31 protein-coding genes are annotated in these 22,870 nt (G+C 68.0%); 3 read left to right on the forward strand and 28 right to left on the reverse strand.

What is annotated here, in order from left to right; genetic code table 11:
- Positions 1-2 precede the first annotated feature (2 nt).
- The 5 genes from AC1GI4_RS17930 to AC1GI4_RS17950 form a co-directional block, all read right to left on the reverse strand.
- Positions 3-431 (reverse strand): DUF6878 family protein, encoded by a 429-nt coding sequence (locus AC1GI4_RS17930; RefSeq protein WP_479630493.1) that lies wholly within the window; start codon positions 429-431, stop codon positions 3-5.
- Positions 428-775 carry a hypothetical protein gene (locus AC1GI4_RS17935; RefSeq protein ID WP_479630494.1) on the reverse strand — a complete coding sequence of 116 codons (348 nt, stop codon included), beginning with the start codon at positions 773-775 and terminating at the stop codon, positions 428-430. The genes AC1GI4_RS17930 and AC1GI4_RS17935 overlap by 4 nt, the downstream gene beginning before the upstream one ends.
- 301 nt (positions 776-1,076) lie before the next feature.
- On the reverse strand, positions 1,077-1,550 hold the full coding sequence (locus AC1GI4_RS17940) for a DUF736 domain-containing protein (RefSeq protein ID WP_479630495.1): 474 nt from the start codon (positions 1,548-1,550) through the stop codon (positions 1,077-1,079).
- A gap of 150 nt (positions 1,551-1,700) precedes the next feature.
- Positions 1,701-2,021 (reverse strand): hypothetical protein, encoded by a 321-nt coding sequence (locus tag AC1GI4_RS17945; RefSeq protein WP_479630496.1) that lies wholly within the window; start codon positions 2,019-2,021, stop codon positions 1,701-1,703.
- Entirely contained in the window at positions 2,018-2,215 is a 198-nt protein-coding gene (locus AC1GI4_RS17950) for a hypothetical protein (protein ID WP_479630497.1), read from the reverse strand. The genes AC1GI4_RS17945 and AC1GI4_RS17950 overlap by 4 nt, the downstream gene beginning before the upstream one ends.
- 75 nt (positions 2,216-2,290) lie before the next feature.
- Here AC1GI4_RS17950 and AC1GI4_RS17955 point away from each other — a divergent pair, with 75 nt between their 5' ends.
- On the forward strand, positions 2,291-3,010 hold the full coding sequence (locus AC1GI4_RS17955) for a lysostaphin resistance A-like protein (protein WP_479630498.1): 720 nt from the start codon (positions 2,291-2,293) through the stop codon (positions 3,008-3,010).
- 16 nt (positions 3,011-3,026) lie between these two features.
- On the opposite strand, the gene AC1GI4_RS17960 is transcribed toward AC1GI4_RS17955, so the two are convergent.
- From AC1GI4_RS17960 to AC1GI4_RS18005, 10 genes are all read right to left on the reverse strand, one after another.
- Positions 3,027-3,389, reverse strand: coding sequence for a DUF3768 domain-containing protein (locus AC1GI4_RS17960; RefSeq protein WP_479630499.1), 363 nt, complete (start codon positions 3,387-3,389; stop codon positions 3,027-3,029).
- On the reverse strand, positions 3,386-4,297 hold the full coding sequence (locus AC1GI4_RS17965; RefSeq protein WP_479630539.1) for a hypothetical protein: 912 nt from the start codon (positions 4,295-4,297) through the stop codon (positions 3,386-3,388). Before AC1GI4_RS17965 ends, AC1GI4_RS17960 begins: the two co-directional genes overlap by 4 nt.
- 13 nt (positions 4,298-4,310) lie before the next feature.
- The gene (locus AC1GI4_RS17970) at positions 4,311-5,714 is read right to left on the reverse strand and encodes a hypothetical protein (RefSeq protein WP_479630500.1); all 1,404 of its coding nucleotides are present in this window, start codon (positions 5,712-5,714) and stop codon (positions 4,311-4,313) included.
- A gap of 1 nt (position 5,715) precedes the next feature.
- Entirely contained in the window at positions 5,716-6,927 is a 1,212-nt protein-coding gene (locus tag AC1GI4_RS17975) for a helicase HerA domain-containing protein (RefSeq protein ID WP_479630501.1), read from the reverse strand.
- A gap of 72 nt (positions 6,928-6,999) precedes the next feature.
- Positions 7,000-7,197 carry a hypothetical protein gene (locus AC1GI4_RS17980; protein ID WP_479630502.1) on the reverse strand — a complete coding sequence of 66 codons (198 nt, stop codon included), beginning with the start codon at positions 7,195-7,197 and terminating at the stop codon, positions 7,000-7,002.
- Positions 7,194-8,030: a Mom family adenine methylcarbamoylation protein gene (locus AC1GI4_RS17985; RefSeq protein WP_479630503.1), complete on the reverse strand. Its 837-nt coding sequence runs from the start codon at positions 8,028-8,030 to the stop codon at positions 7,194-7,196. Before AC1GI4_RS17985 ends, AC1GI4_RS17980 begins: the two co-directional genes overlap by 4 nt.
- Positions 8,031-8,040: 10 nt before the next feature.
- Positions 8,041-9,348, reverse strand: coding sequence for a hypothetical protein (locus AC1GI4_RS17990; RefSeq protein ID WP_479630504.1), 1,308 nt, complete (start codon positions 9,346-9,348; stop codon positions 8,041-8,043).
- Positions 9,349-9,350: 2 nt separating this feature from the next.
- Complete coding sequence (locus AC1GI4_RS17995; protein WP_479630505.1) at positions 9,351-9,812, reverse strand: hypothetical protein; 462 nt, start codon at positions 9,810-9,812, stop codon at positions 9,351-9,353.
- Complete coding sequence (locus AC1GI4_RS18000; protein WP_479630506.1) at positions 9,809-10,273, reverse strand: hypothetical protein; 465 nt, start codon at positions 10,271-10,273, stop codon at positions 9,809-9,811. The genes AC1GI4_RS17995 and AC1GI4_RS18000 overlap by 4 nt, the downstream gene beginning before the upstream one ends.
- A gap of 11 nt (positions 10,274-10,284) precedes the next feature.
- Complete coding sequence (locus AC1GI4_RS18005) at positions 10,285-10,929, reverse strand: hypothetical protein (RefSeq protein WP_479630507.1); 645 nt, start codon at positions 10,927-10,929, stop codon at positions 10,285-10,287.
- A gap of 213 nt (positions 10,930-11,142) precedes the next feature.
- On the opposite strand from AC1GI4_RS18005, the gene AC1GI4_RS18010 reads away from it, so the two are divergent.
- Positions 11,143-11,778, forward strand: coding sequence for a hypothetical protein (locus tag AC1GI4_RS18010; protein ID WP_479630508.1), 636 nt, complete (start codon positions 11,143-11,145; stop codon positions 11,776-11,778).
- Here AC1GI4_RS18010 and AC1GI4_RS18015 read toward each other — a convergent pair.
- From AC1GI4_RS18015 to AC1GI4_RS18035, 5 genes are all read right to left on the reverse strand, one after another.
- Positions 11,775-12,269: a hypothetical protein gene (locus tag AC1GI4_RS18015; protein ID WP_479630509.1), complete on the reverse strand. Its 495-nt coding sequence runs from the start codon at positions 12,267-12,269 to the stop codon at positions 11,775-11,777. The two genes, AC1GI4_RS18010 and AC1GI4_RS18015, sit on opposite strands and share 4 nt — an antisense overlap.
- Positions 12,270-12,293: 24 nt before the next feature.
- The gene (locus AC1GI4_RS18020) at positions 12,294-12,551 is read right to left on the reverse strand and encodes a hypothetical protein (RefSeq protein WP_479630510.1); all 258 of its coding nucleotides are present in this window, start codon (positions 12,549-12,551) and stop codon (positions 12,294-12,296) included.
- A complete protein-coding gene (locus AC1GI4_RS18025) occupies positions 12,548-15,040 on the reverse strand; it encodes a DNA cytosine methyltransferase (protein WP_479630511.1) in 2,493 nt (830 codons plus the stop codon). The genes AC1GI4_RS18020 and AC1GI4_RS18025 overlap by 4 nt, the downstream gene beginning before the upstream one ends.
- Before the next feature lie 74 nt (positions 15,041-15,114).
- Positions 15,115-16,128 (reverse strand): deazapurine DNA modification protein DpdA family protein, encoded by a 1,014-nt coding sequence (locus AC1GI4_RS18030; protein ID WP_479630512.1) that lies wholly within the window; start codon positions 16,126-16,128, stop codon positions 15,115-15,117.
- Positions 16,125-16,727, reverse strand: coding sequence for a DUF7007 domain-containing protein (locus tag AC1GI4_RS18035; protein ID WP_479630513.1), 603 nt, complete (start codon positions 16,725-16,727; stop codon positions 16,125-16,127). The genes AC1GI4_RS18030 and AC1GI4_RS18035 overlap by 4 nt, the downstream gene beginning before the upstream one ends.
- A 105-nt stretch (positions 16,728-16,832) precedes the next feature.
- On the opposite strand from AC1GI4_RS18035, the gene AC1GI4_RS18040 reads away from it, so the two are divergent.
- The gene (locus AC1GI4_RS18040; RefSeq protein ID WP_479630514.1) at positions 16,833-17,330 is read left to right on the forward strand and encodes a hypothetical protein; all 498 of its coding nucleotides are present in this window, start codon (positions 16,833-16,835) and stop codon (positions 17,328-17,330) included.
- Here AC1GI4_RS18040 and AC1GI4_RS18045 read toward each other — a convergent pair.
- The 8 genes from AC1GI4_RS18045 to AC1GI4_RS18080 all read right to left on the reverse strand — a co-directional run bounded on the left by AC1GI4_RS18045 (position 17,284) and on the right by AC1GI4_RS18080 (position 22,799).
- Entirely contained in the window at positions 17,284-17,571 is a 288-nt protein-coding gene (locus AC1GI4_RS18045; protein ID WP_479630515.1) for a Thoeris anti-defense Tad2 family protein, read from the reverse strand. The genes AC1GI4_RS18040 and AC1GI4_RS18045 overlap by 47 nt on opposite strands.
- Positions 17,568-18,071, reverse strand: coding sequence for a thermonuclease family protein (locus AC1GI4_RS18050; RefSeq protein ID WP_479630540.1), 504 nt, complete (start codon positions 18,069-18,071; stop codon positions 17,568-17,570). Before AC1GI4_RS18050 ends, AC1GI4_RS18045 begins: the two co-directional genes overlap by 4 nt.
- Positions 18,072-18,094: 23 nt before the next feature.
- Positions 18,095-18,298, reverse strand: coding sequence for a hypothetical protein (locus AC1GI4_RS18055; RefSeq protein ID WP_479630516.1), 204 nt, complete (start codon positions 18,296-18,298; stop codon positions 18,095-18,097).
- 40 nt (positions 18,299-18,338) lie between these two features.
- A complete protein-coding gene (locus tag AC1GI4_RS18060) occupies positions 18,339-18,704 on the reverse strand; it encodes a DUF6927 domain-containing protein (RefSeq protein ID WP_479630517.1) in 366 nt (121 codons plus the stop codon).
- Positions 18,701-20,623: a reverse transcriptase domain-containing protein gene (locus tag AC1GI4_RS18065; RefSeq protein WP_479630518.1), complete on the reverse strand. Its 1,923-nt coding sequence runs from the start codon at positions 20,621-20,623 to the stop codon at positions 18,701-18,703. The genes AC1GI4_RS18060 and AC1GI4_RS18065 overlap by 4 nt, the downstream gene beginning before the upstream one ends.
- A 591-nt stretch (positions 20,624-21,214) precedes the next feature.
- The gene (locus AC1GI4_RS18070) at positions 21,215-21,505 is read right to left on the reverse strand and encodes a hypothetical protein (RefSeq protein WP_479630519.1); all 291 of its coding nucleotides are present in this window, start codon (positions 21,503-21,505) and stop codon (positions 21,215-21,217) included.
- A 23-nt stretch (positions 21,506-21,528) separates the two neighbouring features.
- Positions 21,529-21,846, reverse strand: a complete 318-nt coding sequence (locus AC1GI4_RS18075) for a DUF5983 family protein (protein ID WP_479630520.1) — start codon at positions 21,844-21,846, stop codon at positions 21,529-21,531.
- On the reverse strand, positions 21,843-22,799 hold the full coding sequence (locus AC1GI4_RS18080; protein WP_479630522.1) for an ArdC family protein: 957 nt from the start codon (positions 22,797-22,799) through the stop codon (positions 21,843-21,845). The genes AC1GI4_RS18075 and AC1GI4_RS18080 overlap by 4 nt, the downstream gene beginning before the upstream one ends.
- Positions 22,800-22,870 lie beyond the last annotated feature (71 nt).

Consider the following 22,870-nt stretch of genomic DNA (forward strand, 5'->3'; position numbering starts at 1 on the left):
GCTCAGAGCTCCGATACGGTGGTATCGAAGGTCTCGATCCGCCAGTTGTGGGTGAGCGTTACCGTCTTCGGCGCGGTGAGGATCTCCAGCTCGCCGCAGGAGCCGGCGTTGTCCTCCCAGCCCATGTAGAGCGCGCAGAGCGCCTCGGTCGCGAAGCTGTCGAGCGCGCTGGCGAGGTCGGTGACGTCGCTGGCGACCGTTCCGTCGAAGCCGAGCTGGTGGCGTTCACAGTCGACCGGGGGAAGGTCGGCCTGGTCGCCGGCCTCGTCGAAGGCGGCGACGTCGTTGACCTGGCCCTCGTCGCCCTCGCCGTTGTAGCCGATGGTGACGCGCGCGATGCCGTGCGCCGCGAGAATGGGAAAGAACGCCTGCTTGCAGGCGTCGAAGGCGCTGCCGGCGGCGGGCGGCGCGGCGGTGGCGGTGTCGCTCATGCCGGCACCTGTTCGAGACGGGCCTTGGCCTCGGCCGCGATCTGCGGATACGCGGCGGCGAGGTTGCCGTTGAGCAGTTCGAAATCAGCGACGGGAAAGCTGCCGTCGGCAGCGGGCCGCGTTGTCATCATCGCGCCGAGGATCACTTCGTCGAGGCTGCGCGGGCCGGTGGCGCTGTGGCCGTCGTCATAGCGGACGGGGGCGGTGAAACCCGCCTCGATCCAGCTGCCAAGGCCGTCCTCGATCTCGGCGACATAGGCGTCCACGGCCTCGTTGCGGGCGACTTCCCAGACCTTCAGGCCGAGCGTGTAGTAGGTCCCGAAGTCGTGCCGGTTGGTCAGCACGACGAGCGTGCAGCCTTCGGGTGGCGGGCCGAACCGCCGTGATCGCGTCGCGGTAGCATTCGACCTCGAGCCGGTTGATGCGGGAGAAATCTTCGGTGTGGCCGAGCTGGGCGCACGGCTCGTTGGCGGGTGTCCCGCCGAGATCGTAGGTGTCGTACATCGTCGGACTCCACTGGTTCGCGTGATCCGAGACCCCGATCCCCCTCCCCTCGATCTTGGTCCGGAGGGACCAAGCCGGAACGAGGACAGGGCCCGCTTCGGGATGAAGCGAGCCCTGTCGGAGGGGTCGGTGGTGGCGGGGTCAGCCGGCGAACGCGCCGGCGGTGGATTCGCCGAGGCCGTCGCTGGCGGTGCCGGCGGGCTCGCCCGCGCCGGTGCCGTCCTCGGTGCCGGGGAACGGCGGCAGGCCGTCGTCGCCGCCCTTGGGCGCCATCGCGGCCGTCACGTCGCGGCGGCGCTGCGGGCGCTGCCAGACGAGGTTGTACGAGCCGTCCTGCTGGCGGAACGCCGAGATGTAGAGCGGCTGCGCCAGGCTCGGATCGTCGATCCGGCCGTTCAGGAACGCCTCGCCGGTCGCGCTGGCGGTCAGCTCGAACAGCGCACCGACCTGCACCCACGACCGCGACGCCTGGTTGAGCGCGTGGACCTCGTACTTCGGCGCCTTCGGGTTGGAGCTGCGCACCTCGCGCAGCGCGATCGTCATCACGACGGTCAGGGTCGACACGCGGCCGATGAAGATGCCGGCGTCGTTCTGCTTGATGGAACCGATGTTCATGGGGAAAACCTCCTGGTCGATGCTCTCGAACCCCTTGTCCGAGACACCTCACTCTCACCCACTCCTCTCCCCGGCCTCCGGCCGGGCAGGCGCGCAAGCGCCCTCATCGCCAGCGCACTTCGCGCGGCGATGGTCGTCGGTCCGGAAACGTCAGGGGCCGAAGAGCTGCTGTTTCAGGCGGGTCTGCCAAGGGCTGTCGACCTGGTCCGCGGTCGCGGCTCGGTCGGCGTCGAGCGTCGCTGCCATGTGCTCGGGGATCTCGGCATAGCCCGCCGCAAACGCGATCGCGGCCTCGGGCGTGGGAAGCTCGCCGGGAACGGTGCCGCGCCATTCGAGGACGCGGTCCTCGCCATCGCCGTCTGCGGTCGCGAACGCCTGAAAGAAGAAGGTTGCGAGCGGGCGGTCCCATCCGATCGCGGCCTCGGCGACGTCGGGGCGGTCGGCGCGCGGCTGCAGCGTGTGGCGGCTCATGCTGCCTGGGTCCGGCGGATGCGGTGGCGGACGTGGCGCTCGGCACCTTCGGCGCTCTTCATCGCGGTCGCGACCGCGCGCGCGGCCTTGGACGCACCGGCCTGGCGGAGCAGGTTGCGAGCCTCGCGCAGGCAATCGATCGAGGTCAGGATCGCGGTCGCGTTCTGCTCGGTGGCGGGTCGTATCGTGGACATGGGCTGCTCCTTTCGCTGATGGGACATTGCCGATGCGCGCGCCGGTGATAGGCTGAGCGTCTCAGGAGGGTGGCCATGGCGACCGATGCGATGAGCGTGCCGGGGACCGGCCGCGCGAAGCTGTTCTCGGGGTGGATCGTCGCAGGGCTTCTGGCGCTGCATCTCGTCACGTTGACGGTCGTCCACTATGTCGCCGGGCCGATGCTCGGTCTCTCGCCGGCATCGCCCGATCTGATCGCGGCGACGATCGCCATCGGCGCGGCTGTCGTTCTGGCGCTCGTCGCCCGCGACCTTGGCGCTGCCGATCGCCGGGTGCGAACCCTGGCCGTGTTGCCGAAGCCGGACGGTAGGACCGTCCTGACGACGGTCGGCGGTCTGGCGATCAGCCAGATTCCGCTCGCGATCCTCGCGCTCCAGGGCAACACGATATGGCAGATGGGCGCGGCCGAGAAGCTGGCGATCGGGAAGGCGCTCGCGGCCTCGGGCGGCGCGTCGTCGATCGGGCTGGTGGCTGCGACCGTCGTCGTCGCGCCGGTGGTCGAGGAGCTGCTCTACCGCGGCTATCTGCTCGGCGCGCTGCGCGAGCGGATGCCGGGTTTCGCCGCGGTGCTGGTGTCGGCGCTGCTGTTCGTCTTTGTGCTCCACTTCGAGCCGGCGAACCTTGTCGCGGCGCTCTGCCTGGGGCTGGCGACGGGATGGTGTGCGCTGCGGAGCGGATCGCTGCTGCCCGGGATCATCGTCCACATGGCGAGCAACGCGTTCGGGCTGTGGTATCTGTCGCTCGCGGCGGGCTGAGGTCCGCGGCCTCGAGTCAGTAATCGCGGGCGAGCATGATGGTGAGAACGCGCGTCGTGATCGAGGCGTCGGCCGGGTCCTCGGAGCCGAACTCCATCGCCCCGTCGTAATAGTCGATTTTGAAGAAGATCGTCTCGCTGTCGAGCTCGAGCGAGCCGAAGTCCCGTTCGGAGCGGTCTCCCGGCGCGAATCGATAGTCGCGCACCGCCTTCAAGAGGCGCGCCTGGGCGATGATCATGTCCATGTGCCGGTCGCCCTTGGCGATGGTGGCGAGGCAGTCGTGCGTGGCGACGATGCGTGCGGTGCGGTCCAAGCCCATCCGGCAACGATCGTTGAGGTCGGCGATGCGGGTGTTGGGCGGTGCGAGCGTTGCCATCATGCGGCCTCCTTCAGTCCGGCGTTGAAGCGGTCGAGCCAGTCCCGCATGGTCGGACGCTCCTCGAGCGGGATCGAGGCGGCGACGTCCTGGAACCGGATCAGCTCGAGCGGCGCATCGCGCTCGATCGCGTCGATCTCGGCGGCCGGGAGCAGCCCCTCCCAGCGGATGAAGTCGCTCATGCGGCCGGGACGCGCCCGGGTTGTCTTGCGCCAGAGGCCCTCGACCGTGCGGAGCCGCGGGGCGGCGCGAGCCTCCACGAGGACGATCAGGCGCAGGCACCAGCTCGGGAGCGCGCGGACTTCTTCCGGCGTCATGCCGATGCAGAACCAGCAGCTCGACTTCGGCGGCACCGGGAGGCCTTCGGCCTCGATCCGGCGCTCGCACGCGCCGCGGTCCCAGCGCCATTCGCGCAAGGGGTACTGGCAGTCGTAGAGCGGATCGTCGATCGTCGCGGCGTGGGTGTAGCGGATCGTGTCGCGCTTTCCCGCGTCGAACCCGATCAGCCGGACGACGCGCTGGCCGCGCGCCCATGCGTCGATCGCTGGCTGCCAGGTGCGCAGGAAGGCGTCTTGCGGCGCCTTCTTGTATTTGAGGCTGCAGCTTGAGCCGCCCAGCGACTTGCTCGGCAGCGTGGCGTTGGTGAGCGCCATTTCGAGCAGCGAATAATAGGGCGGCCAGTGCTTGAATCGCTTGGGCGTGTACGACACGATTTCGTGCCGGATGCCGTGCGAGCGGAGCCAGGGTCCGATTACATCGAGATAGGCGTAGGTCTCCGGCTTCTCGACACCGGTGTCTGCGGTCAGCACCAGGTCGGGAGCCTCGCCGCGGGCGACCTTTTCGACCAGCAGCGCGGTGCTGTCGACGCCGACCCCGTAGGCGAGCACGACCGGCGGAGGCGCGGCGACCATGATGATGTCGGGGTTACGGGCGGCGGTTGAGCCGTCGTTCCTGGCGTCGGGCCTCGTGCCGGAGCGGGCGTCGACGGCCGAGGCGGCGATTGCGTCGTTCGCGGCGCGAACCGCGGGCATCGTGCTGGTCGTCGGCATGGAGGCGCTCCGGGCTCTGTTCGATCACATGATCGACCAAGCCTGCGCCCCCTCCCCTTTCCGTTGGCGCGTCGAGCGCCAGGATGTCGTCCAACGTCGGTGTGGGCGTGACGCGCGTGCGGCGGCCGAAGCGGATGCCGTGGTTGGTCGCGTACTTGCTGACCGAGCACGCCTTGCGGTCGAGGGCGGCGGCAAGATCGGCGATCGCGATGCCGTGGCGGAACGCGAGATCGAGCGCTCGCGTCTCGTCGGCGCTGAACGGCCGGATATAGCCGTGGATGAGCCCGAGCAGGTTGGCTCGGCTGAACATGGCGGCCTTGGTGCGGCCGAGCTGCGCCGCCAGTGCGTCGTTCGGCATCTTGCCGTAGTGCTCGCGCAGGAGCGCCTCCTGGGCCTCCGTCCAGTCCGGACCCATGCGCCAGCCGTTCCTATTGGCGTGGGTGCCGCGCAGCCCGAGATATTCGGCGCGCCAGCGCAGCGAGCAGGCGGTACGGCCGAGCCTCGCGCGCAGCGGCGTCAGGCTCGCGGCCGCCTCGTAGGCGTGGCGCAATAGCGCATCCTCGTCGGGCGTCCAGGCGCGGCCCCAGCCGCGACCGTTGCCGAGCTTGCGAATGACCTGCCCAAAGCCGGAGAGGGTTCGGGCGGGGAAGCCCTCCGCCGCCATCATCGCGATGATCTGGGTGTAGCGATAGCCCTCGGTCGCGAGGTCGAGCGCGCGCGCCATCTCGGCCTGCCCCCAATCCGGCGGGTGGCTGGCGTGGGTGATGCCAAGGAGTCCGGCGCGACCGGAGAGACCGCTGAGCGGTCTGCCGATCAGGGCGGCGAGTTGCAGGAGCGGGACGCTGCGAGCGTAGCCGGCGCGCAGTTGGGCGTCCTCCCAAGCTGTCCATTCCGGGGCGTTGCCCTCGGTCAGGCCGAGACAGCCGGCGCGCGCGTAGATCGCGCTGCACGACCGCCCGAAGTCTAGCGCGAGGGTGGCGGTCGCCTCGGCGCCGTAGCGTCGGCGCAGCTCGTCGTCCTCGAGGTCGGTCCACGGCCTCGTCGAGTTGCGACGGAGGCCGAGCGTCGCGACCTTGTCGGCGACGCCGGCACGGCCGCGCCCGATGGCGTCGGCGATCTCTTCGAGCGAGACGTCCTGCCGGAAGAGGGTGACTAGGCGCTCGATCTCGGACGAGGTCCAGGCGTTCGCCTGGAAGGCGATCTCGCGGAGCGGGGCTGATGCGGTCCTGGGCCTCGGGCAGGGCTCCAGCTCGACGATGGTGGCGTCAAGGTCGAGCATGTCACGCCAGTCCCACGACGGCGACGTCGCTGATCTTCGCGCGAAGGCGGGCATGGAGGCGAGCGATCCGGTCGTCGCCGCGGGGCATGGTATCGACCGCGGAGAGGGCGGCGAGGATGTCCAGGCCCGCGTCGACCGCGTCGCGAGCGGCGCCGAGGTGCGAGGCGAGATCCGCGGCGGTGGTGGCGTTCGGCGCGATGCGACGGAGGACGCCGACGATGGCGGTCGCGGTCGGTGCTGCAGGTTCGAGCAGGAAGGCATCGAGCGCCCGCAGGCCCTTCATGGTGAGGCTGGAATCGCGGGCGCCCGATTGCACCTCCTTCAGGGCGGCGAGGTCGAGAAGGCGCGCGGCCTCGTCACCGTCCACGTCGGCTGCGCCCTTCAGCTCCGGCGTCGCCCCGAGGTGTTCGGTGATCGTCGGGTCGATCTTGGCGAGGAGCGGCAGCGGGGCGAGCGCCGGGCCCATGGCGAAGAACTCGCCCGGCGCGAGCTTGCGCAGCTGGTCGGCATCCTTGGCCGAGAAGCCGAGCAGGTCGGCCGCGCGCGCGATGTCGCGGTCGAACACGTTGAGGCCGACAAGGAAGTTCTGCAGTTCGGATACCACCGACGACGACAGCTTCGCGAGGCGCTGGGTGGCGATGATCGGCGCGATGCCGCGCTTGCGGCCTCGGGCCGCGAGATCGGTCAGGGTGGCGACACCGAGACGGCGGGTCTCCGCGTCGCGGGCCGATCCGGCGTGATGCGGGGCAAGGAGATGACCTTCGTCGATGCAGACGAGGACGGTGTGCGCCCAGTCCTCGCGCGGGGCGCCGATCAGGCCGGCGAAGAAGGCGGCAGCCTTGATGATCCGCTGATCCGGATCAAGGTCGGTCAGATCGAGGTGGAGGGGGAGCCGGTGGCGCCGGCCGCGCGTGGCGGCGGCGGTCAGCCCGTCGGCGGTCAGCTCGGCAGCGCGGAGCGTGGTGGCGCCGATGTGTTCGGCGAGGTTCCCGAACTCGCCCTCGGGATCGACGATCATCGTCGTCACGAAGTCGAAGGCTTCCTCGATGATGCGGCGCAGGGTCCGGCTCTTGCCCGCGCCCGAGCTGCCCTGAATGAGCAGGCGGCCCGCGAGGAGGCGATCGAGATCGAGGCTGAGCGTGCCGGTGGAATGGCTTCCGATCGGCACGCGGTTGTCGGGTTCTTGGGGATGAAGGGTGTGGACGGTGGCCATGGCGAGGCTCCTTGGCAGGCTCGGACTCCAGGCGAGCCCGAACCTCCGATCCCCCTCCCCTTTCGCCGGGTCTCAGAGCATGTAGAGGTCGGGTCGCTCCGATCGTGCGGCCGCGTCATAGCCACGCTGCCAGGCCGCCCGGAGACGGGAGCCGCGGCGGTAGCTCGGGTTCGCGTTGCCGAACACGAAGCATCGCCATCCGAGCTTCTCGGCCTCCCACTCGGGGTCGCGCGGCGCGGGCGCGAGCAGCGCCATGAGGTTCAATCTCATGCGGCGATTCCCTTGTCGATTTCGGTTGCTGCGCCCGAGAAGATCGGGAGCATCGGATGCGGCCGTGGCAGGACCTTCGGGTAGGGTAGCCGGGGAAGGTGGCGGCCCTCGCGGCGCGCGTTCCGCGTCAGCTCGAAGCAGTAGGCGTAGAGCCCGTCCTGCCGATGGCGGAGCAGCACCCGTTCGCGTTGAAGGCGGTCGAGCCATGCAGCGGCCGTCTCTTGAAGGCGCGGTCTGGGCGCTCCGAGACGAAGGAGCTGGTCGACTCCTCCGGCAGCGCCGCGTTCGCCGGTGCGGATCTTCGACAGCGTGCGGCCCGAAACCGTCGTGCCGTTCAGTCGGAGAACGATCCGGGGCTTCGTGACGCCGCGGTGCGCGCCGCTGAGGGCGGCATAGACACGGCCGATGTGTCCCGCCTGGGGGTCACTGTAGGAGACGACGGCCTCGACCGTCGGGCGCTCCCGGCGCAGCACATCGAAGGCGCGGGCGACGAAGAAGCTCTCGCCGTTCTGGGGAACGCCGTCGAGGAGCATGAGGCGCGCCAGAACGGTGCCTTTGGCCGGGTCGGTGAAGCCGGTATGCGCCGTGATGACGGCGTCGACGGCGGGGCGCGCGAATACGGCGACGCCGGCGAGCGCCCCGCGTGGGCCGAACAGTCCCACGGCGACCTGCGCCGCGGGATAGTTCGGCAAGTAATGGTGCGCGTTGATGAAGGCACTGGCGACGTCGTGCGCGATCAGGTCGACGCTGTAGGCGCGTGGGTCGATGACGGTCTCGTCATCGGTCCAGAGCGCCCGGCGCTCGCGCCAGCGCTGGCTACGGCTGGTGTCCATGGGGATGTCCTCAGGCGGCGGTTGCGAAGAGCGTCGGCGCGAGTCTCGTCGCACCACCGAAGGCGCGCAGCGCCGTTGCCATTTCCTGACGCATGCGCGACTTGTTCCCGAAGGTGATGTGCGGATTGAGCGGGCGACCATCCGCTGTGACGAAGCCGAGCGCCGGTGTTCCCGATGTTTCGACGACGATGATGTGGCCGGGATGGTCCTGGGCCTTGCCGGCGTAGCGGACGGTGACCTCGCCGAGCTTGCCGCTCAGGCCCTTGGCGAGCTTGCTCCAGCGTATGTGGCCCGCGCCGACATTGCCGTCGCCTGTCGCGGCGCGATCGAGCCACGTCCGTAGGTGGGCGCGCTGCTGCAGGATCGTGTTCCGGGTCCGCTCCATCGTCCGGCACAGCGGCAGCGCGGCGGCGTGGGCGTCGACGACGGCCATCGCATTGTCGGGCGCGGCGATCAGGATGTCGTCGATCGTCATGTCGGCGACGAGCGTCCGGAGGCGTGCCGTCTGTTGCGCGTCGCGCGCGAGGGCCTGACACCGGCCGGTGGTCAGTGGCGGCGCGTCCGGCGTGATCGTCGTGCTGAAGCCGTCGGCGGCGCTCAGCACGATGATGTTCAATCCCTCGGCCTCGGGCCTTGCGCGTATCTGGTCGACCAGCGCCGCGGTCGGCCCGTTCCCGAGCGCGGGATCGTCAGCGAGGATCAGGAGGCGGCGGGTCCAGCGTACCGGGCGCGGTTCGTCGGATGGCTTGGGCCAGCTGCTCGGAAGTGGCCGTGCGGCGAGTGCGGGCGCGAGCGGGCGCGGCTGGTTGCCGGTCCGTTCGGCGGCTACGTTGCGTCGGCGCGCGGCGTCGAACAGATCGTCCGTATCCCCCCCGCCATCGGTGAAGCCGCGGTCGTAGGCGGCGCGGTGCGCGGGCAGCCGGCTGCTGATGTCCGGTCCGCCGTGGGTCCATCCGGCGTGGGCCGCGTACCATCCCCGGCTGTAGCAGACGGCCGTATCCCAGTCGTAGCCATAGGTGTCGCGGCTGCGCAGGATCGCGAGGTCGCTGTCGCCGATCGAACCACTGGCGGCCTTGCTTTCGACGTGGAGGAAATTCCGCCGCTGTCGTTCGGCTTCCGATGCCAGCTGGATGGCGTCATTGACCGGGCGCATCGCGACCACGCGCGCGCGGGTTCGCGCCATGCGGTCCTCGAGGGCGGCAGTCGGCGGTAGGTCGGGGAAGTCGCGCCATGCCTGCGCCAGGGCTTCGGCGTGCTCGGGCGAGCGGCCGCGCGCGATCCAGGTCGCGGCGTCGCTTGGGTCGAAGCGATCGTCCATGGTCAATCTCGGCTGAACCGACGCGCCGCGAAGGCGCGGTAGCGCGCGAGGGCACGATCGAGGTGGGGGGCGGTGCGCGCGTAGAGCATGGCTGGAGTGTCGCCGGCGAGCTGCAGTTGCGAGGCGTCGAGCAGCGATGTGGCCTGGTGGCCGATCTGCCGCCCATGCTCCGCGCGAAGGACGGCGCGCAGTGGTGCGCCCTCGGGCTCGGGGTCGGATGCGATGCGCCAGAAAAGGCGAAGTTCGACGCTCAGCTGCGCAGGGGTGTCGTCGTTGCGGGGGTGCAGCCGCAGCGTGATCGGGGCGCCGTGAGCGACCGACGCGATCGCGTCGCCTCGATACCAGTGCAGGGCGAGTGGATCGACCTCCCAGCGGTGCCGCTCGGGCGGGTCGATCTGGCGGAGCAGGCGGACCATCTCGCAGAAGTCGGCCGTGATCTGCGCCTTGGCGTCGGGCGGAGTCATGCCGCGGCCTTTCGCAGCCGATCCAGGCCAAGGTCGGCTGCGGTGAGCGTATCGAGCCGTGCGGCAAGTTCGGCGAAGCGGCCCGTCAGGTCGTCGGTGCGCGTGAAGATCTGCCCGTCGTCGAGTTCCTCCAGGGCGCGGCACAGCGGCGGGACGACTGGGTAGATCATTTCGGGATAGAGGCCCGTCACCAGCAGGGCCTCGATGCGGCGCCCCACGCGATAGATCTCTCTACCCAGGCGGTGCTTCTCTAGGCCCGGCGGCAGGCGGAGATAGTCGATCGGCGCAATGACCTCGGGCAGACGCGCATGCGGACCGCCGTGGCGCTTGCCCCCGAAGTCTGTCCGGTAGTGGATGCAATCCTGCCGCTCGTAGGAGAGCTGGTCGAAGGGAACGAGGAGCAGGTACTGGTACAGGGGTTCGGCACCCGCGGAGCGGGTGCGCGTGCAGACGATCTGCATGGGGACCTCCGTCAGGCGAAGAGGCGTGCCGGCTCGGCGACCGGCGGGGTGAGGGCGAGCTCGGTGCGGATGCGTGCCGCGAACCTGTCGGGGGCGAGCAGGTCCCGGACAGACGCCCGTCGGTTCCGATCCCCCAGATGGTCGCTGCGCCCGCGCACGCGCCGGTAGATGATCTCGTTGTCCGGCCCGAGTGCGCTGAGCGACAGCTGCACCCAGACTTCCTCGCCGTGGAGCGTGATCTCTCCCGAAACCGCGGGACCGGCCTTGTTCGAGCGGATGTCGTAGCCGCCCTCGTCGAGGCAGAGCGCCTCTGCGAGGCGGCGCATCGCGGTACGTCCCTCGGCATGGAAGACGCGCTTCGCCGCCTCGTCGTAGGCGACCCCGCGATAGGCGAGCGTCCGGAGCGCCGGGAAGCGGCGTAACTCGGCGATCTCGGTCATGCAGTGTTGGCGCAGCACGGCGTCCTCGGCGCGGTCGGCGGAGACGGCGGCCAGATGACGGGTCAGCAGGATAACGGCGCTATCCGTCTCGACATCCTTGCCGGCGTTCCGGCAGTCGGTGATCGCTGCCTGGATGGCGTGCAGCGCTGTCGTGATCGTGGTCAGGGCGCTGGGATCGAGCGCCTGCTGGTGGCGGAACGCGACGTCGTAGGTCATACCGAAGCTCCTCGAGCTCCTCACGAGCTCGATCGGCCAGGCCCCCCTCCCCTTTTGGCGCGGTGTTCAGGGGAACCGTGGTAACTGAACGGGGAATGACGACGTTGTAAGTGGATTGGCGCGCGTTAAGAAGTTACATCCAATTCGGATGCTGTTGATGGGGGGTATCGATTGGCCGCGCTCAGCCTTTTGTCGTGTTGGCAAGGGGGCGTCATGGACGTCCGTTTGCCTGGGATCACCGCAGAGGGCGAGACGGCGCGAAGTCTGGGGCCTGCTGCAACGGGCATTCTGACGGTCGTCGGACCGTTCCACGTCGAGGTGGTGGCCGAAGCGCTGCAGGCGCTGGTCGTGGAAAGGATCGTGCCGCTGCGCAGCGATCCGGTATCGATCGAGGCGAAGTTCGTCCTCGCGCAGCCCTGGAACCACGACAGGATGATCCGGGCCGTCCAGCTCCGCCAGCGGGAGATTGCGGCGGGACCGATCAGGGTAAGCCGGGTGGTGATCCCCAACCTGCCCGACCACTACATCGTCGGCGAGGGCGTGCATCGGAGTTTTGCAGCGCGTCAGCGTGGCGACCTGGTCATCGACGCGATGGTGACGGCGACGCTTCACGCCGCTCCCGAGCAGTTCAGTGTCGTCGGCGACACGCTGATGCGCTGTACGTGTGACGGCACGTTCCCGGTGTCGCCGTCCGGATCTGCGGCTCGGCCGGTCGGCCGGGAGGCGGCACGTCTGTCGCGCGATGTGATCCACGTCCTCGCGGCGTTGGGGTGCGCGGTCTATCCGGAAAGCCAGTATAGGGTTGTAAGCCAGGGGCTTTGCCCCTGCTTCAAGGTGGTCGGGCTCTAGCCTGCTTCCGGGGCGTCGTCCTGGATCAGGAGCAGCTCGACGGCGCGCGTGATGACAGCCTCGTCCCCATCGTTGAGAACCTCGGCATCGGGTTTGCTTTTGCGGATCGCCGCGATAATCGCCGCGGGAGGCCTGCCCCTCAGGGGGTAGGTGTAGACCGCGCCGCTCTCGATGGTGATGACGCTGGTCCGCAGCCTCCGCCTTATGGCCTTGGTCTGCTCGGCGACGTCCATCAGATGCGCGACCTCGTGCTCGAGGTTCGGCTCGAGCGTCACGCCGCGGTAGACGCGGACGGTCCGGTTCGCCCGCAGCCAGTCGTTGACCTCGGCCTCGGTGACGGACCCGAGCCGGTGATAGTCGTCGGCACCCCCATGGCCGCGGTTGCTGGCGGCGAAGCTCCGGACGCCGTCGATCCAGATCTCGGCGGTATAGCAGGCTGTCTCTTCGGACAGGGCGGCGACGACGCGCAGCTTGCGCAATTCGATGTGCATGATGGTCTCCTTAAGGGTCGCGGATTATCGGCGACGCGGGGCCGGGCCGATGCTTCGGGCGATGTGGCCGGCGTAGACCGCGCACGCGGCCCAGTAGGCGGCGACGGGAGGCTTGCGCGTATGCCAGCTCTTGTCCGCCTTCAGGCGCGCTTCGTCGCGGATTTCCAGGAGAAGTCGCTGCAGGGCGATCCTGGCCTCGGGGTCGAGGCGACGGAGAGCCTGGACCGCGGGTAGCAGAAGAACCGGGTTGCGGACCTCGGCACGATTGCTGCGGGCGCTCATTGAAGGGTTCCCGCGAGCGTGCTGGTGTCGAACCCGTCCATCTCGAACGCGGGTTGGCGGCTGTCGATGGTCAGGGCGAGCGCGCCCGGCTTCACCCAGATGTCGCGCGCCGAGAGCGTGAAGGTCTTGCCGGTCCCGGCGAGGAGCAGCGTCTCGCCGATCGTCTCCGCCATGCCGCGCGCGGAATCCGCGGGAATGGCGTTTCCGATCCATTCGCGTCGCTGGGCGTCCGACCCGCCGAGCAGGTCGAAGAAGTCGCGCGCGCTGACGATCGCCTGCAGGGCCGCGAGTTCGAGCGTGGTGAACGGCCGATGCCAGGTCTGATCCATCGCGACGATGCGGGCGACCAGTCGGTCGTCCGGATTCGGGAGCGCGACGGGCGCCTCGTCGAGGATCGGCTCGCGCGGGTCGGCGATCGACCATGGGCCGGAGTTGTCCTTGGCGGATGCGGGCACCGCGCCGGTCGAGCCGCTCCAGCCGACCACGCCGTAGTGGCCCTGGGTCAGGTACTTGTCGCGATCGGCGCGCATCAGGCACGTCGGCCTCGGGTCCGCGACGGAGAGCGCGCCGGAGCCGACCCTGTCCGATCCCGTCACGGTCGGGCAGGCGGCGGCGGCCGATACGACGCGCATCTTGTTGGCGTGTGCGCCGAGCGAGACGCCGGCGTATTTGGGGTCGGCGACGACGAAAGCGCCCATGCCGGTGGTGCTCGCGCCGATGACGGCGTTCGCGGCCGAGCGATAGCCCGTGACGCGGTACTTGCCGTTGACGTGGCGACCCTCCGGCGCGCGCGGGTCGGCGACGGCGAGGCCTCCACCAGGTCCGCCGGGTCCGGCGATGGCCGCGGATGCGCCGTCGAAGGGGACGATGCGGAAGGTGTTGTTGAAGCGCGGCTTGCCCTCGATGCGCGGGTCCGCGATCGCGTTCGGGCCTGAGCCGACCCACATATTTCCGGTGACGACACCGGCGGGCCTCGCCCACTCGCGGACCCCGCACTGGACGCTCGACGGATGTCCGTCGATCCGGGGGTCGGCGACGCAGTGCGCGCCGCCCGTCGGCTTGGGATTGCCCGTGACCACGCCGCTCGCGGCCGACCAGGCATGGACTCCGAGAACATGACGGTGGGTGTCCGGCCCGTAGGCCGGGCGCGGGTCCGCGATCGAGAAGGTGCCGTTGGTCGACCCGCTCTTGCCCTGAACGACGCCGGTCGGCATCGACCAGGAAAGGACGCCGAGGGTACAGTCCCGCTTCTCGCCATAGCGCGGATCGGCGACGCTGAGCGCGCCCCCTGCGACGTGGACCGCGCCGCTGACGACGCGGGTCGACTGGTCGAACGACGTCACCGACAGCAGGTTGGTGTGCGTGGCGGGCCCATAGCCCGGACGCGGGTCGGCGATGGCATAGCTACCGTTGGTCGGCCCCCCGCGGCTGCTGATCGTCCCGACATGGCCGATCCAGTTGTTCACGCCGAGGAAGCCCGAGCCTTCGCGCGTCGTGAACGGCCGGGGGTCCGCGACGGAGAAGCGGCCCTGCCCCGGGGCGCGCGCGCTGGTCACGAGCGGGCCGCGGTCCTCCCAGCGGCAGACGCCATAGGCGTTCTCGCACATGTCGGGCTCGGGGACGATGCCGTAATCGGCAAGCACGCCGTTCTCGACGCGAAGCCGGTTGAGCGAGCGCCAGTCGGAGCCGGCCTCGACGAAGGCGAGGCGCACCCAGGTCTTCCACTGCAGCGCGGGAACGCGGTGCATCGAGCCTGCGCGCGGGTCGCCCGGGAGGGGCAGCTCGCCGATCACTTCACCGACGCCGCGCAGGGGGTAGAGCCGGGGCTGGTAGATGAAGGGCGGCACCTTGTCGGGATGGCGCGCGATCAGGAGGAAGCGTTTCCGGCTTTGCGCAAGGTTGCCGATCAGGCCGCAGTCGTGAACATCCTCGTTCACGCTGTAGCCGTAGGCGTGGAGCAGGGCGATGATCTGGTCGAGCAGCCAGCGCCCGCGCGTGGCGATCCGGGGCACGTTCTCGAACAGCAGGATCGGGATCGGGTCGTCCTTGTACGCCTCGAGCGTGAGCCACATCCCCCGCAAGGTCAGCGCGTTCAGCGCCTGGTACTTCGCGGTGAGGCTGACTGCTTGCGACAGGAGGGAGCTGAAGCCCTTGCAAGGGTAGGATGCGAGGCAGACGTCGACGTGGCTGAACACGGCGCGGACGTCGGCGGGGATCGCTTCCCGCCAATCGGGTCCGGGATCGCGGCCGTGGAACGCGCGGTACTGCTCCCGGTTGAACAGGTCCATGACCGTGCCCTTGACCCCGGTCAGGCGTTCGAAGTTGCGGATGGCTCCGGGATCGACGTCGATCCCGCCGGCGCATTCGAAGCGGGCGCGTAGATGGCCGACCCGCGGCTGCGCGCCGTTGAAGCCGCGCGCGCCGGAGCCGATGCCGCAAGCCATGTGCGCGTGCCGGAAGACGCGCTCTGTGACGGGAGAGAAGTGCATGGGGATCTCCTTGGGGTCCGGCGCGGGCTCATCGTCGCTTGCTCGGCCGCCCTCCCCCCTCCCCCTCGCCTCGCTCAGGCCGCCAACCGGCGGTCCCGATAGAGATCGGCCGCCCATTGCTCGACCCAGGCTTCCGTGACCCCGTCGTGGTCCAGGTCGCCGCTCTCGATCAGCGCGCGGATCTCCGCCCGAGCCGCAACGATGGCCGCCTCCCAAGGATCGCTCGTCGCTGGCACGTCGGGCGACGGTGCGATGAGGGGGAGCCGTTTCGCAGGCTCGCTGAGGCGGGCGAGCTGAACGCGGGTCCAGCGCTCCAGGTGGGTCGCCACGAGCTCATCGCTCTTGGAGACCCGCCGGCGCCGCGCGTCGTGACGGGCGGCGATGCCGTAGGCCTGGGAGTCGATCGAGGCGAGCCGATGCGCGAAGGGTGTCAGATACGGGAGCGCGGAGCCCTTCACGCCGAAGGCGTGCAGCCGGATCGATGCCGGTAAGTGGCGGTCGAGATGCTCGATAACGGCAACGAGGCCCTCGGGTCCGCTGATCTCACGTCGGCACATGCTTCCAACCCCGATCACGGTGCCGGGGACGAGCGACCAGCTCAGCGCGTCCGCGCAGCGGATGTAATCGTCGGGGCGACGGCCTTGGATCACCGGCATGAAGCGGTCGATGATGCCGAGGTCGAGCGCGCGATCGCGGCAGTCGCGGTTCGCCCGGATAGTGCGCGAGATGCGGTCGAGGACGGCCTCGCGGTCGCCGGCGAGCTCGGGTTCGACGCACCAATCGATACTGGCGAAACGGCGGAATGGATAGGAAGCGGCGAGCGCCATGTATTGATCGACGGTCCACGGCATTCCGCCATACCGGACGGCGCAGACATAACCCCCACTGTCGAGGTCTAGGCTCGGCAGTCCGTGCGCGTTGCGGAGCATCTGCGTCTGGAAGCCCTGCCAAGCGGGCCAGCCCCGCGCGCGGGACCAGCGGGACAGGCAGTTCGCGGAGATGAGCACCGGCTGCTGGAGCAGGCGCGCACGTTGCAGGATCGGCCCCTCGTTGAGGTGCGGGAGCCCGACGACAATCTCGATCGTCATGATAGCGGTTCGACGTCGAGCGCGGCGAACGCGTTGGGGCTCTTGCCGCTGTCGTAGCGATCGGCTGCTACGAGTCCGCGATGCTCCGGACCTTCGTAGGTCGGCCACCCGAGATAATCGACGGAGGCGACCTTGCGGCCGACCACGCCGACTTTCCCGTCCGGCACCCATTCCGCCCAGGAGCCGGATGCCGAGGTGACAACGACGCTGCCGATCAAAGCCTCGTAGGCCGCCCGCCTGCGCATGACGTGGCTCTCCCGCGGCTCGATGGTCGTGCCCGTGAAGGCAGCATAGGCGTCCGGCCGCCAGTTGCGGGCGATGTCGTGGGCAAGCTGGAGCATGGTACTCGTGCCGACCGCGGCGGCGTTGGCGAACTCCGACTCGAACGCGAGCACCGGAAGTGACCAGAGCACGTCTTCCTCATACTGCGGGACGTCGTGCCGGAGCGCCTCGGGCATCGCGGCTTGCCGCTCGTCGGAGAGGACCAGGCCCCCATGCGTCGGAGTCTCGACGCGCCAGATACCGGGCAGGACCTGCTCGGCGATCACGATGGCGCCCCAGAGGCTCTGGCGTGGCTGTGGTGACGTGGCGAACGGCATCTCTGCTCTCCCTTCAGGTTCGCAGCCGCCCTCCCCCTCTCCTCTGTCGGATCGCTTGACGGTTGGGTGCGTTCACGTTACGTTCTGCGCGCCAGGAGGTCCGCCATGGGTAAGTTGAAGGCTACGCGTTTCCACGACCGCTTCGATCTTGACGTGACGCTGCGCGACGCGTCGTTCGACGAGCAGCTGACGCCCACGCAGCGGATGATCGCGGGTGCGTCGATCGGTAAGCCGGTGGAGGACGCCTATTACTCGGTTCGCGAGCTGCGGGAGGCGGCCGTCTGGGTGCATGAGGGCGATCCCGACGGCAAGCCGCGCCTGGCGAGCATCCTCAGCAACGACGGGACCGACGATTACCAGCGTTGCATCTACTACTGCCTCGCGGGCCGCGGGGTGGTCGCGATGCTGGACGATCTCATGTGGCTCGAGGACCTGCTGGAGGCGCGCGGCATCGTTGCCGGCAAGCTGATGCGCGCCAAGGTGCGACAGATGCCCGCGATGGATCCTTACGTGTCGGCCGAGCCAGATGGCCCGGTCGGGGTCGTGTCGGACGATTTCAGGCAGGGTCCGTCGTGGTGGATGGACCCGACGCTGGCGGAGTGACCGGCGCCTCGAGCGCCGGCAGCTCTTCTGCCGAGAGGATCGTCCAATCGTCGGCGAACCAGTCGGCGCGGCGCGGCGAATAGGGCTGGTCGAGGATCGCGCTGCCCTGACGGTAGCGGAGCATCGGCTCGGCCATGCCCTGTCCTTCGGGCACGTAGATGTAGATGAGGCCGTTGTGCCAGGCGGGGCGACGCGCGCGGGCGCCCTTCCTGATCTGGCCGAGAATGTCTGCGAGGGTCATCGCTCGCACTCCAGTCGTTCGCCGCGCCGCCACTTCGCGGGATCGAGCCAGGTTCCGGCATGGGCACCGACATGGCCGCGCTCGGCCGCATCGTAGGCGGCCGCATAGGATGAGGCCCGTTCGGGGTCGTGGCGGAGATACTTCATCGCGGGGATCGCCAGACCGGCGCGGATCATGGACTCGCCAAGGTCCTTGCCGTCGACCATGACGGTGGCCACGGGGCGCCCGTATGTCTCATCGGGGGTCAGCGTGAACGCGACCGAGGCGTTGCGGACCTGCCGGGCGGCGAGGTCCTGCGCGGCTTTCCCGCACGCCCAGCACGCGCCGTCACGCTGGCAGAGCTGCTTGCGCTCGAAAGCATCGACGCCGAGCAGGCGGAAGTCGACGCTCACCGTGTCGCCGTCCAGCGCCCGCGCTTCGGCCTCGAAACGGGGCGCTCGCTGGTCGGCATCGCCCCGGGCCGCACCGCGGCTGTCCGCTGCGCCGCACGACGCCAGCATCCCGAGCAGGAGGCAAAGCGGGGTCAGGCGCACAGGACCATCTCCACCTCGTCGCTCCGGGTCGGCACCTCGACGGCGCGATAGGGCTGGAGCGGATGGCCGGTCCGCACGACGCAGGCACGGCGGTTCTGGTCAAAGATCTGCGCGGCGACGCGAGCGGCGTTCTCGCGGCTGCAGAGCAGCAGGCGCTTGGTCGAGAAGACCGGGATCGAAGCGAGCTGGGTCATGGGGGGTCTCATAGCCGGGGGTTGTCGCAGATGGTGAGCGTCAGGCGAAGATCGTCTTGTGGACCTTTGTCTGGGGCACGACGGTCCACGCGCGTTCCATAAAGCCGCTGATGCGATAGCCGAGCCGGCTCGTCGGATCGCGAAGCACGACCCGGCGGCCGCGCTTCTCGACGATGAACTCGTCGCCCTCATGGCCGTCGGTGAACTTCATCGGCGCGGCCAGCTTGATGCGGTCCCCATCCTGGAGCTTGCGCGATCGGCGCTGCAGGTTGGCGAGGCAGCGTTTTCGCCAGTCGAGGGCATGTTCGTTCTGGGTCGGCGTCAGCAGCTTGAGGATCGTCTCGGGGCACGATGCCTCGTTCGGCCCCATCGTCTCGTCCAGTCGGGTAGGATTGGTGCTGCTCATGGAGTCAGCCCTGATCCCCCCGCCGAACCGCACGTGCAGCTTTCACCGCATGCGGCTCTCCACTGTGACGAACCATCACTTTGCCGTAGATCGGGCAGGCGGCCTCTGTGAGTATCCCAGTGGCATTGCTCGCACAGGACCACCGTCCTGCGGGCGCGTGCCACCTTCATTCTCACGACAAAACCGCGGTGCGAAACATCGGCCATCCCCCGGATATGGTGCACCTGACACGGAACATCGGATCGACCGCAAGCCTCGCATTGCTTGGCATTCTGACGATCAACCCAGTCCGTACGTGAGTGGGTGAACACCTGCGTCCAAGGCTGGATATCAATCCTGGACGAGGTGGCCGGATCACGTTTCAGATGAGCCAGTTTCCAGACTTTGACCGATCGGGGCTGGCCATCGACGTCGTAGCCGATGGTGAATTCCTGCCCCGTCCTCATGCGGGCCACGACCGCTCGCACATTGGTTTTGTGCTTGCTGGCCAAGGTCTTGAACAAGCTCCACCGCTGGAGAAACTCAAGCCTGTTCAGCTTGAAGCTCACATCCTTGGCGAGAGCATAGTAGTTCGCAAAACCCCGCAATTCGGCGTTGTAAGCTAGGACGATCTCAACGTCGCTGCAGCTGAGCAGCAGGCTACGATGACGCGGCTTCAACACCGACAGATCACCATAACCTTTTGCAGAAGCGAACGCGTGGACCTTCTCCCAAGGGACATGCAGCTGCATCACTTCCGACGGCGGCCTACGAAGGAAGCTGACGGAACCTTGTCGGCTCCGGACAACCCGTTGGCGTGTCGTATATGTGCGGACCTCATATCCAAGGAAGGCGGCTCCATCGCTCGCCTTGCGGATACCGCTTTTCTCCTCGGACACCGCGAGCGCCAGCGCCTCGGTCAGGAATGCCCTGACTTCGGCGAACACGCTTCGTGCATCCTCCTTGCTACCGATAACCCCAATCATGAAGTCGTCCGCGTAGCGACAGTAACGAAGTCGGCGATAACCGGGGTCCATCGCGTCTCTCGACGGGATGGACCGCTTTTGCGGCAGTAAGGTTTGGATTTTGGCCAAGGAGGCCGCAACCTTCACCTCGTCGACATTGTCTTTGGCCCGCAGCATGGTGACGCGCTTCCGTTGTTTCTGGATGCGCCCAGCCAGTCGCCCATATTCCGGGTTCGTGGCACGGACCTTCCCCCTCTCGAAAGCCGCGATCCGTTCCGCCATGAACATATCGAGTTCATGGAGGTAGATGTTGGCCAAGATTGGAGAGACGATACCGCCCTGCGGAGTGCCGCTGTAGGTCCGGGTGTGAACCCGGTCTTCCATAACACCCGCCTTAAGCATGCCGCCGATCAAGCCGATGAATTTCTCGTCATCGATCCTTTTCCGCAACAGCCGCAGGAGGATGTCGTGGTCGATGTTCTCGAAGAACCCCGCGACATCCACATCTACGAGCCATTTCACCCCCGTCCATACGGCTTTGACGTGTTCAAGCGCCGTATGACACGACCGGCCCGGCCGGAATCCATGGGAGGCGTTCGAGAACACCGGTTCATAGATCCGTTCGAGCAGTTGCCGCGCCACTTCCTGAACGAGGCGGTCGTCGCGCGTGGGAATGCCCAGCGGACGCCGTTTGCCCTTGCCTTTCGGGATAAACACCCGACGCACTGGTTTGGGATCATAGGTCCCTGCCGTCACGCTGGCGATAATCGGGTCGAGGTCTTCCGGTCCGAAGTCCGCGAAGGTCTCGCCGTCAATACCCGGCGTCATCGCACCCTTGTTGGATTCGATCTTCTGGAGCCCCTCCTCCCAAAGGAGGCGAGACCCCATCAGACGATAGAGTCCATTCACCCTTTTGCCCGACGCAACGAGCGCCGGAATGGCCTCCAACCGGCCTTTCACAGTTTCTGGCAGCATCAGCACACCCCATGATCGGTGGTTGAAGAATCACAGCTGCCGCCCTTCCCCCGGTCTTCCCCGCTTTCGGCCCGATCGCTCGAGACCTTATACAGTTGCACCGCCGCCTCCGAAGAGGTCGATGTCCCGGGCATTACCCCGGGCATTTGAGTAATATGGCGGCTCCGTACCCATGCAGGCCGGCAGAAGCCGCCTGTTTAGGGCATCCCGTAGTTACGCTGAATGGAGATGCGGCGCGGTTAGGTGTCCCGTTCGTCCACTAAACCCCTCGACGAGAGGCGCACCGGATGGGCTGAGAAACAGGCGGCCAAGACATGAGACCGCTGTCATCATCCGGACCTGGCGTGACAGTCGCTTTCGCCAGTATCGCTATATAGATTGCTGCAGACTGGGATTTAAGCAGTGTAGCCTTCACCATACGCACCTTGCCCTGACCGTCATCGCCTCCATTTGCGACTAAGACGCATCTGGCCTTTTCCGAACATGCTATTGTTCCCCGTCCCTTTCGGGATTTCAGACCTTGTGAGGCCCGAGGTTAGTCCGGCGAGCAGAGGCATTCTCAACTTACCTCATCATCACTGATACTCCATTTCAGCGCCGCAACGGCGCACTGTCCTTGTAGCCGAAGATCATCCCCTCCTTGTCGTTGGGGTTCCAGCGGACGAGGCAGACGATCGCGAAGATTTCTCCGCCGATGCCGTTCGCGAGGACCTGCGCAGCGGCGTAGTAGACGCGATTGCCTGGGCAGGACGAGGCAATCACCTTCAGCCCTCGGGTCGAGCCGTCGTCCTGGTCGCGGGTGTAGGTGAACTGGTCGTCGAGATAGGCCGTCGGCGAGGCGTGCCTGGCCATCGAGCAACGCGGCATGTATAACCATCCCATGTCGGGTCTCCTGCAGGATCGGATTACCAGTCGTGCGTCGGGAGCGCGGCGATGGGCTCGCAGTCCCGGTCGAATTGAAGCCAGTCGGCGCCCGCGGCCTCGGCCGCATCGAGGCAGGCGCGCAGGGTGTCGGGCATCCGGTCGCGGCCGTCCGACCCGACCCAGATCCACCAGCCATAGTCGCGCCAGCGCTCGGCGACGATGAGGCTGTGCCAGGTCGCGTCGCCTCCGGCGATCGGCGCGATGCCGGCAACCACGCCGTCCAGCTGGCGGGCGACATCGGCGGAAAGGTGGGCGGTCGAGAGACATGCGAGCCGCTGGAGCTCGATCGTGTCCATCATGCCGCCTCCAGAAGAGCCGGCACCTCGAGGTCTTCGGCCTGGTCGGTCACGATTGCGGCGGGCTCGCCGAAGGCGCGGAGATAGTTGTAGGCCTGTTCCGCCTTCGAGGCTGCATGGATGATGGCGGTCTTGTCGGCCCGGAGGATGCCGAGCCAGTGCGCGACGTAGCTGGCGTGATTGTCGTGAAGCTCGTTGGGGAGCCCGATCTCGGCGCATGCGAGGCCAGCACCGATCTCCGCGACAAGCTCCTCGAAGGCGTAAGCCTTGTCGCCGAACCGCTTGCCGAACTTGCGGCCGAGCCGCGAAGCGTGCCCCGACCAATGGACCGTCTCGTGGAGTCGGGTGCTGGCATAATGGTCCATCGAGCGAAACGCGCTTGGCGACGGCATCTGGATGTAGTCGAAGGTGGGCGAGAAGAACGCCTCGTTACCGCCGTGGCGTACATCGGCGGGGATGGGATCGACAAAGGCGTCGATCGCCGCTTGGCGCTCCGACGGCGAGATCGGCGTCTCGATCGGCGGGGGAGCGTAGAAGTAGGCCGGCAGGCCGTCGATCTGGTCCGCGTTGAACACGATGTAATGGCGCAGGAAGCGGATGTTTTTCTCGCTCTCCTGGCCGGTGACGATGTTCGTCTCGGTCTTTTTGAACGAGGAATAGTAGACCGAGACCGCGCCGCGTTCGCACTTGCGGACGTGCGCGCCGAGCTCCTCGGCCTGGCGGAAGGTCATCCAGAAGCGCGAGCAGTAGCCGCGAACGTCGCCCAGCGCCCACAGGTAGAGCGTGTTGATCCCCGTGTACGGGGTGCCGCAGTGTCGCAGCGGGCGCAACCCGCCGCTGCCCCCACGCGAGCGCCAGGGGCGGTTCCAGGGGGCGACGCCGGCTTCCAGCTTCTCGATGATGAGGTTCGTGATTTCGGCCGCCACATCGCGGCTCGGTTTGTTGTGCCCGGGCATGGTCTGTTGTCCGATCTGGGGGCAAAAAAGAGCCGCCGACGCGGGGAAGCGCCGGCGGCTCAGTCGCCCAG

This window comes from Sphingomonas sp. 77B, assembly GCF_056497825.1.

Excerpts from the sequence above, each read along its gene's own strand:
- AC1GI4_RS18030 (WP_479630512.1), bottom strand. The coding sequence starts at position 16,128 with ATGACGATCGAGATTGTCGTCGGGCTCCCGCACCTCAACGAGGGGCCG.
- AC1GI4_RS18040 (WP_479630514.1), top strand. The coding sequence starts at position 16,833 with ATGGGTAAGTTGAAGGCTACGCGTTTCCACGACCGCTTCGATCTTGAC.
- AC1GI4_RS18035 (WP_479630513.1), bottom strand. The coding sequence starts at position 16,727 with ATGCCGTTCGCCACGTCACCACAGCCACGCCAGAGCCTCTGGGGCGCC.
- AC1GI4_RS17945 (WP_479630496.1), bottom strand. The coding sequence starts at position 2,021 with ATGAGCCGCCACACGCTGCAGCCGCGCGCCGACCGCCCCGACGTCGCC.
- AC1GI4_RS18080 (WP_479630522.1), bottom strand. The coding sequence starts at position 22,799 with ATGCCCGGGCACAACAAACCGAGCCGCGATGTGGCGGCCGAAATCACG.
- AC1GI4_RS18070 (WP_479630519.1), bottom strand. The coding sequence starts at position 21,505 with ATGGGATGGTTATACATGCCGCGTTGCTCGATGGCCAGGCACGCCTCG.
- AC1GI4_RS18075 (WP_479630520.1), bottom strand. The coding sequence starts at position 21,846 with ATGATGGACACGATCGAGCTCCAGCGGCTCGCATGTCTCTCGACCGCC.
- AC1GI4_RS18000 (WP_479630506.1), bottom strand. The coding sequence starts at position 10,273 with ATGCAGATCGTCTGCACGCGCACCCGCTCCGCGGGTGCCGAACCCCTG.
- AC1GI4_RS17990 (WP_479630504.1), bottom strand. The coding sequence starts at position 9,348 with ATGGACGATCGCTTCGACCCAAGCGACGCCGCGACCTGGATCGCGCGC.
- AC1GI4_RS18055 (WP_479630516.1), bottom strand. The coding sequence starts at position 18,298 with ATGACCCAGCTCGCTTCGATCCCGGTCTTCTCGACCAAGCGCCTGCTG.
- AC1GI4_RS18005 (WP_479630507.1), bottom strand. The coding sequence starts at position 10,929 with ATGACCTACGACGTCGCGTTCCGCCACCAGCAGGCGCTCGATCCCAGC.
- AC1GI4_RS18050 (WP_479630540.1), bottom strand. The coding sequence starts at position 18,071 with ATGCTGGCGTCGTGCGGCGCAGCGGACAGCCGCGGTGCGGCCCGGGGC.
- AC1GI4_RS18045 (WP_479630515.1), bottom strand. The coding sequence starts at position 17,571 with ATGACCCTCGCAGACATTCTCGGCCAGATCAGGAAGGGCGCCCGCGCG.
- AC1GI4_RS17950 (WP_479630497.1), bottom strand. The coding sequence starts at position 2,215 with ATGTCCACGATACGACCCGCCACCGAGCAGAACGCGACCGCGATCCTG.
- AC1GI4_RS18060 (WP_479630517.1), bottom strand. The coding sequence starts at position 18,704 with ATGAGCAGCACCAATCCTACCCGACTGGACGAGACGATGGGGCCGAAC.
- AC1GI4_RS17955 (WP_479630498.1), top strand. The coding sequence starts at position 2,291 with ATGGCGACCGATGCGATGAGCGTGCCGGGGACCGGCCGCGCGAAGCTG.
- AC1GI4_RS17960 (WP_479630499.1), bottom strand. The coding sequence starts at position 3,389 with ATGATGGCAACGCTCGCACCGCCCAACACCCGCATCGCCGACCTCAAC.
- AC1GI4_RS18025 (WP_479630511.1), bottom strand. The coding sequence starts at position 15,040 with ATGCACTTCTCTCCCGTCACAGAGCGCGTCTTCCGGCACGCGCACATG.
- AC1GI4_RS18020 (WP_479630510.1), bottom strand. The coding sequence starts at position 12,551 with ATGAGCGCCCGCAGCAATCGTGCCGAGGTCCGCAACCCGGTTCTTCTG.
- AC1GI4_RS17975 (WP_479630501.1), bottom strand. The coding sequence starts at position 6,927 with ATGGCCACCGTCCACACCCTTCATCCCCAAGAACCCGACAACCGCGTG.
- AC1GI4_RS17970 (WP_479630500.1), bottom strand. The coding sequence starts at position 5,714 with ATGCTCGACCTTGACGCCACCATCGTCGAGCTGGAGCCCTGCCCGAGG.
- AC1GI4_RS18015 (WP_479630509.1), bottom strand. The coding sequence starts at position 12,269 with ATGCACATCGAATTGCGCAAGCTGCGCGTCGTCGCCGCCCTGTCCGAA.
- AC1GI4_RS17985 (WP_479630503.1), bottom strand. The coding sequence starts at position 8,030 with ATGGACACCAGCCGTAGCCAGCGCTGGCGCGAGCGCCGGGCGCTCTGG.
- AC1GI4_RS17940 (WP_479630495.1), bottom strand. The coding sequence starts at position 1,550 with ATGAACATCGGTTCCATCAAGCAGAACGACGCCGGCATCTTCATCGGC.
- AC1GI4_RS18065 (WP_479630518.1), bottom strand. The coding sequence starts at position 20,623 with ATGCTGCCAGAAACTGTGAAAGGCCGGTTGGAGGCCATTCCGGCGCTC.
- AC1GI4_RS17965 (WP_479630539.1), bottom strand. The coding sequence starts at position 4,297 with ATGGTCGCCGCGCCTCCGCCGGTCGTGCTCGCCTACGGGGTCGGCGTC.
- AC1GI4_RS17995 (WP_479630505.1), bottom strand. The coding sequence starts at position 9,812 with ATGACTCCGCCCGACGCCAAGGCGCAGATCACGGCCGACTTCTGCGAG.
- AC1GI4_RS18010 (WP_479630508.1), top strand. The coding sequence starts at position 11,143 with ATGGACGTCCGTTTGCCTGGGATCACCGCAGAGGGCGAGACGGCGCGA.
- AC1GI4_RS17980 (WP_479630502.1), bottom strand. The coding sequence starts at position 7,197 with ATGAGATTGAACCTCATGGCGCTGCTCGCGCCCGCGCCGCGCGACCCC.
- AC1GI4_RS17930 (WP_479630493.1), bottom strand. The coding sequence starts at position 431 with ATGAGCGACACCGCCACCGCCGCGCCGCCCGCCGCCGGCAGCGCCTTC.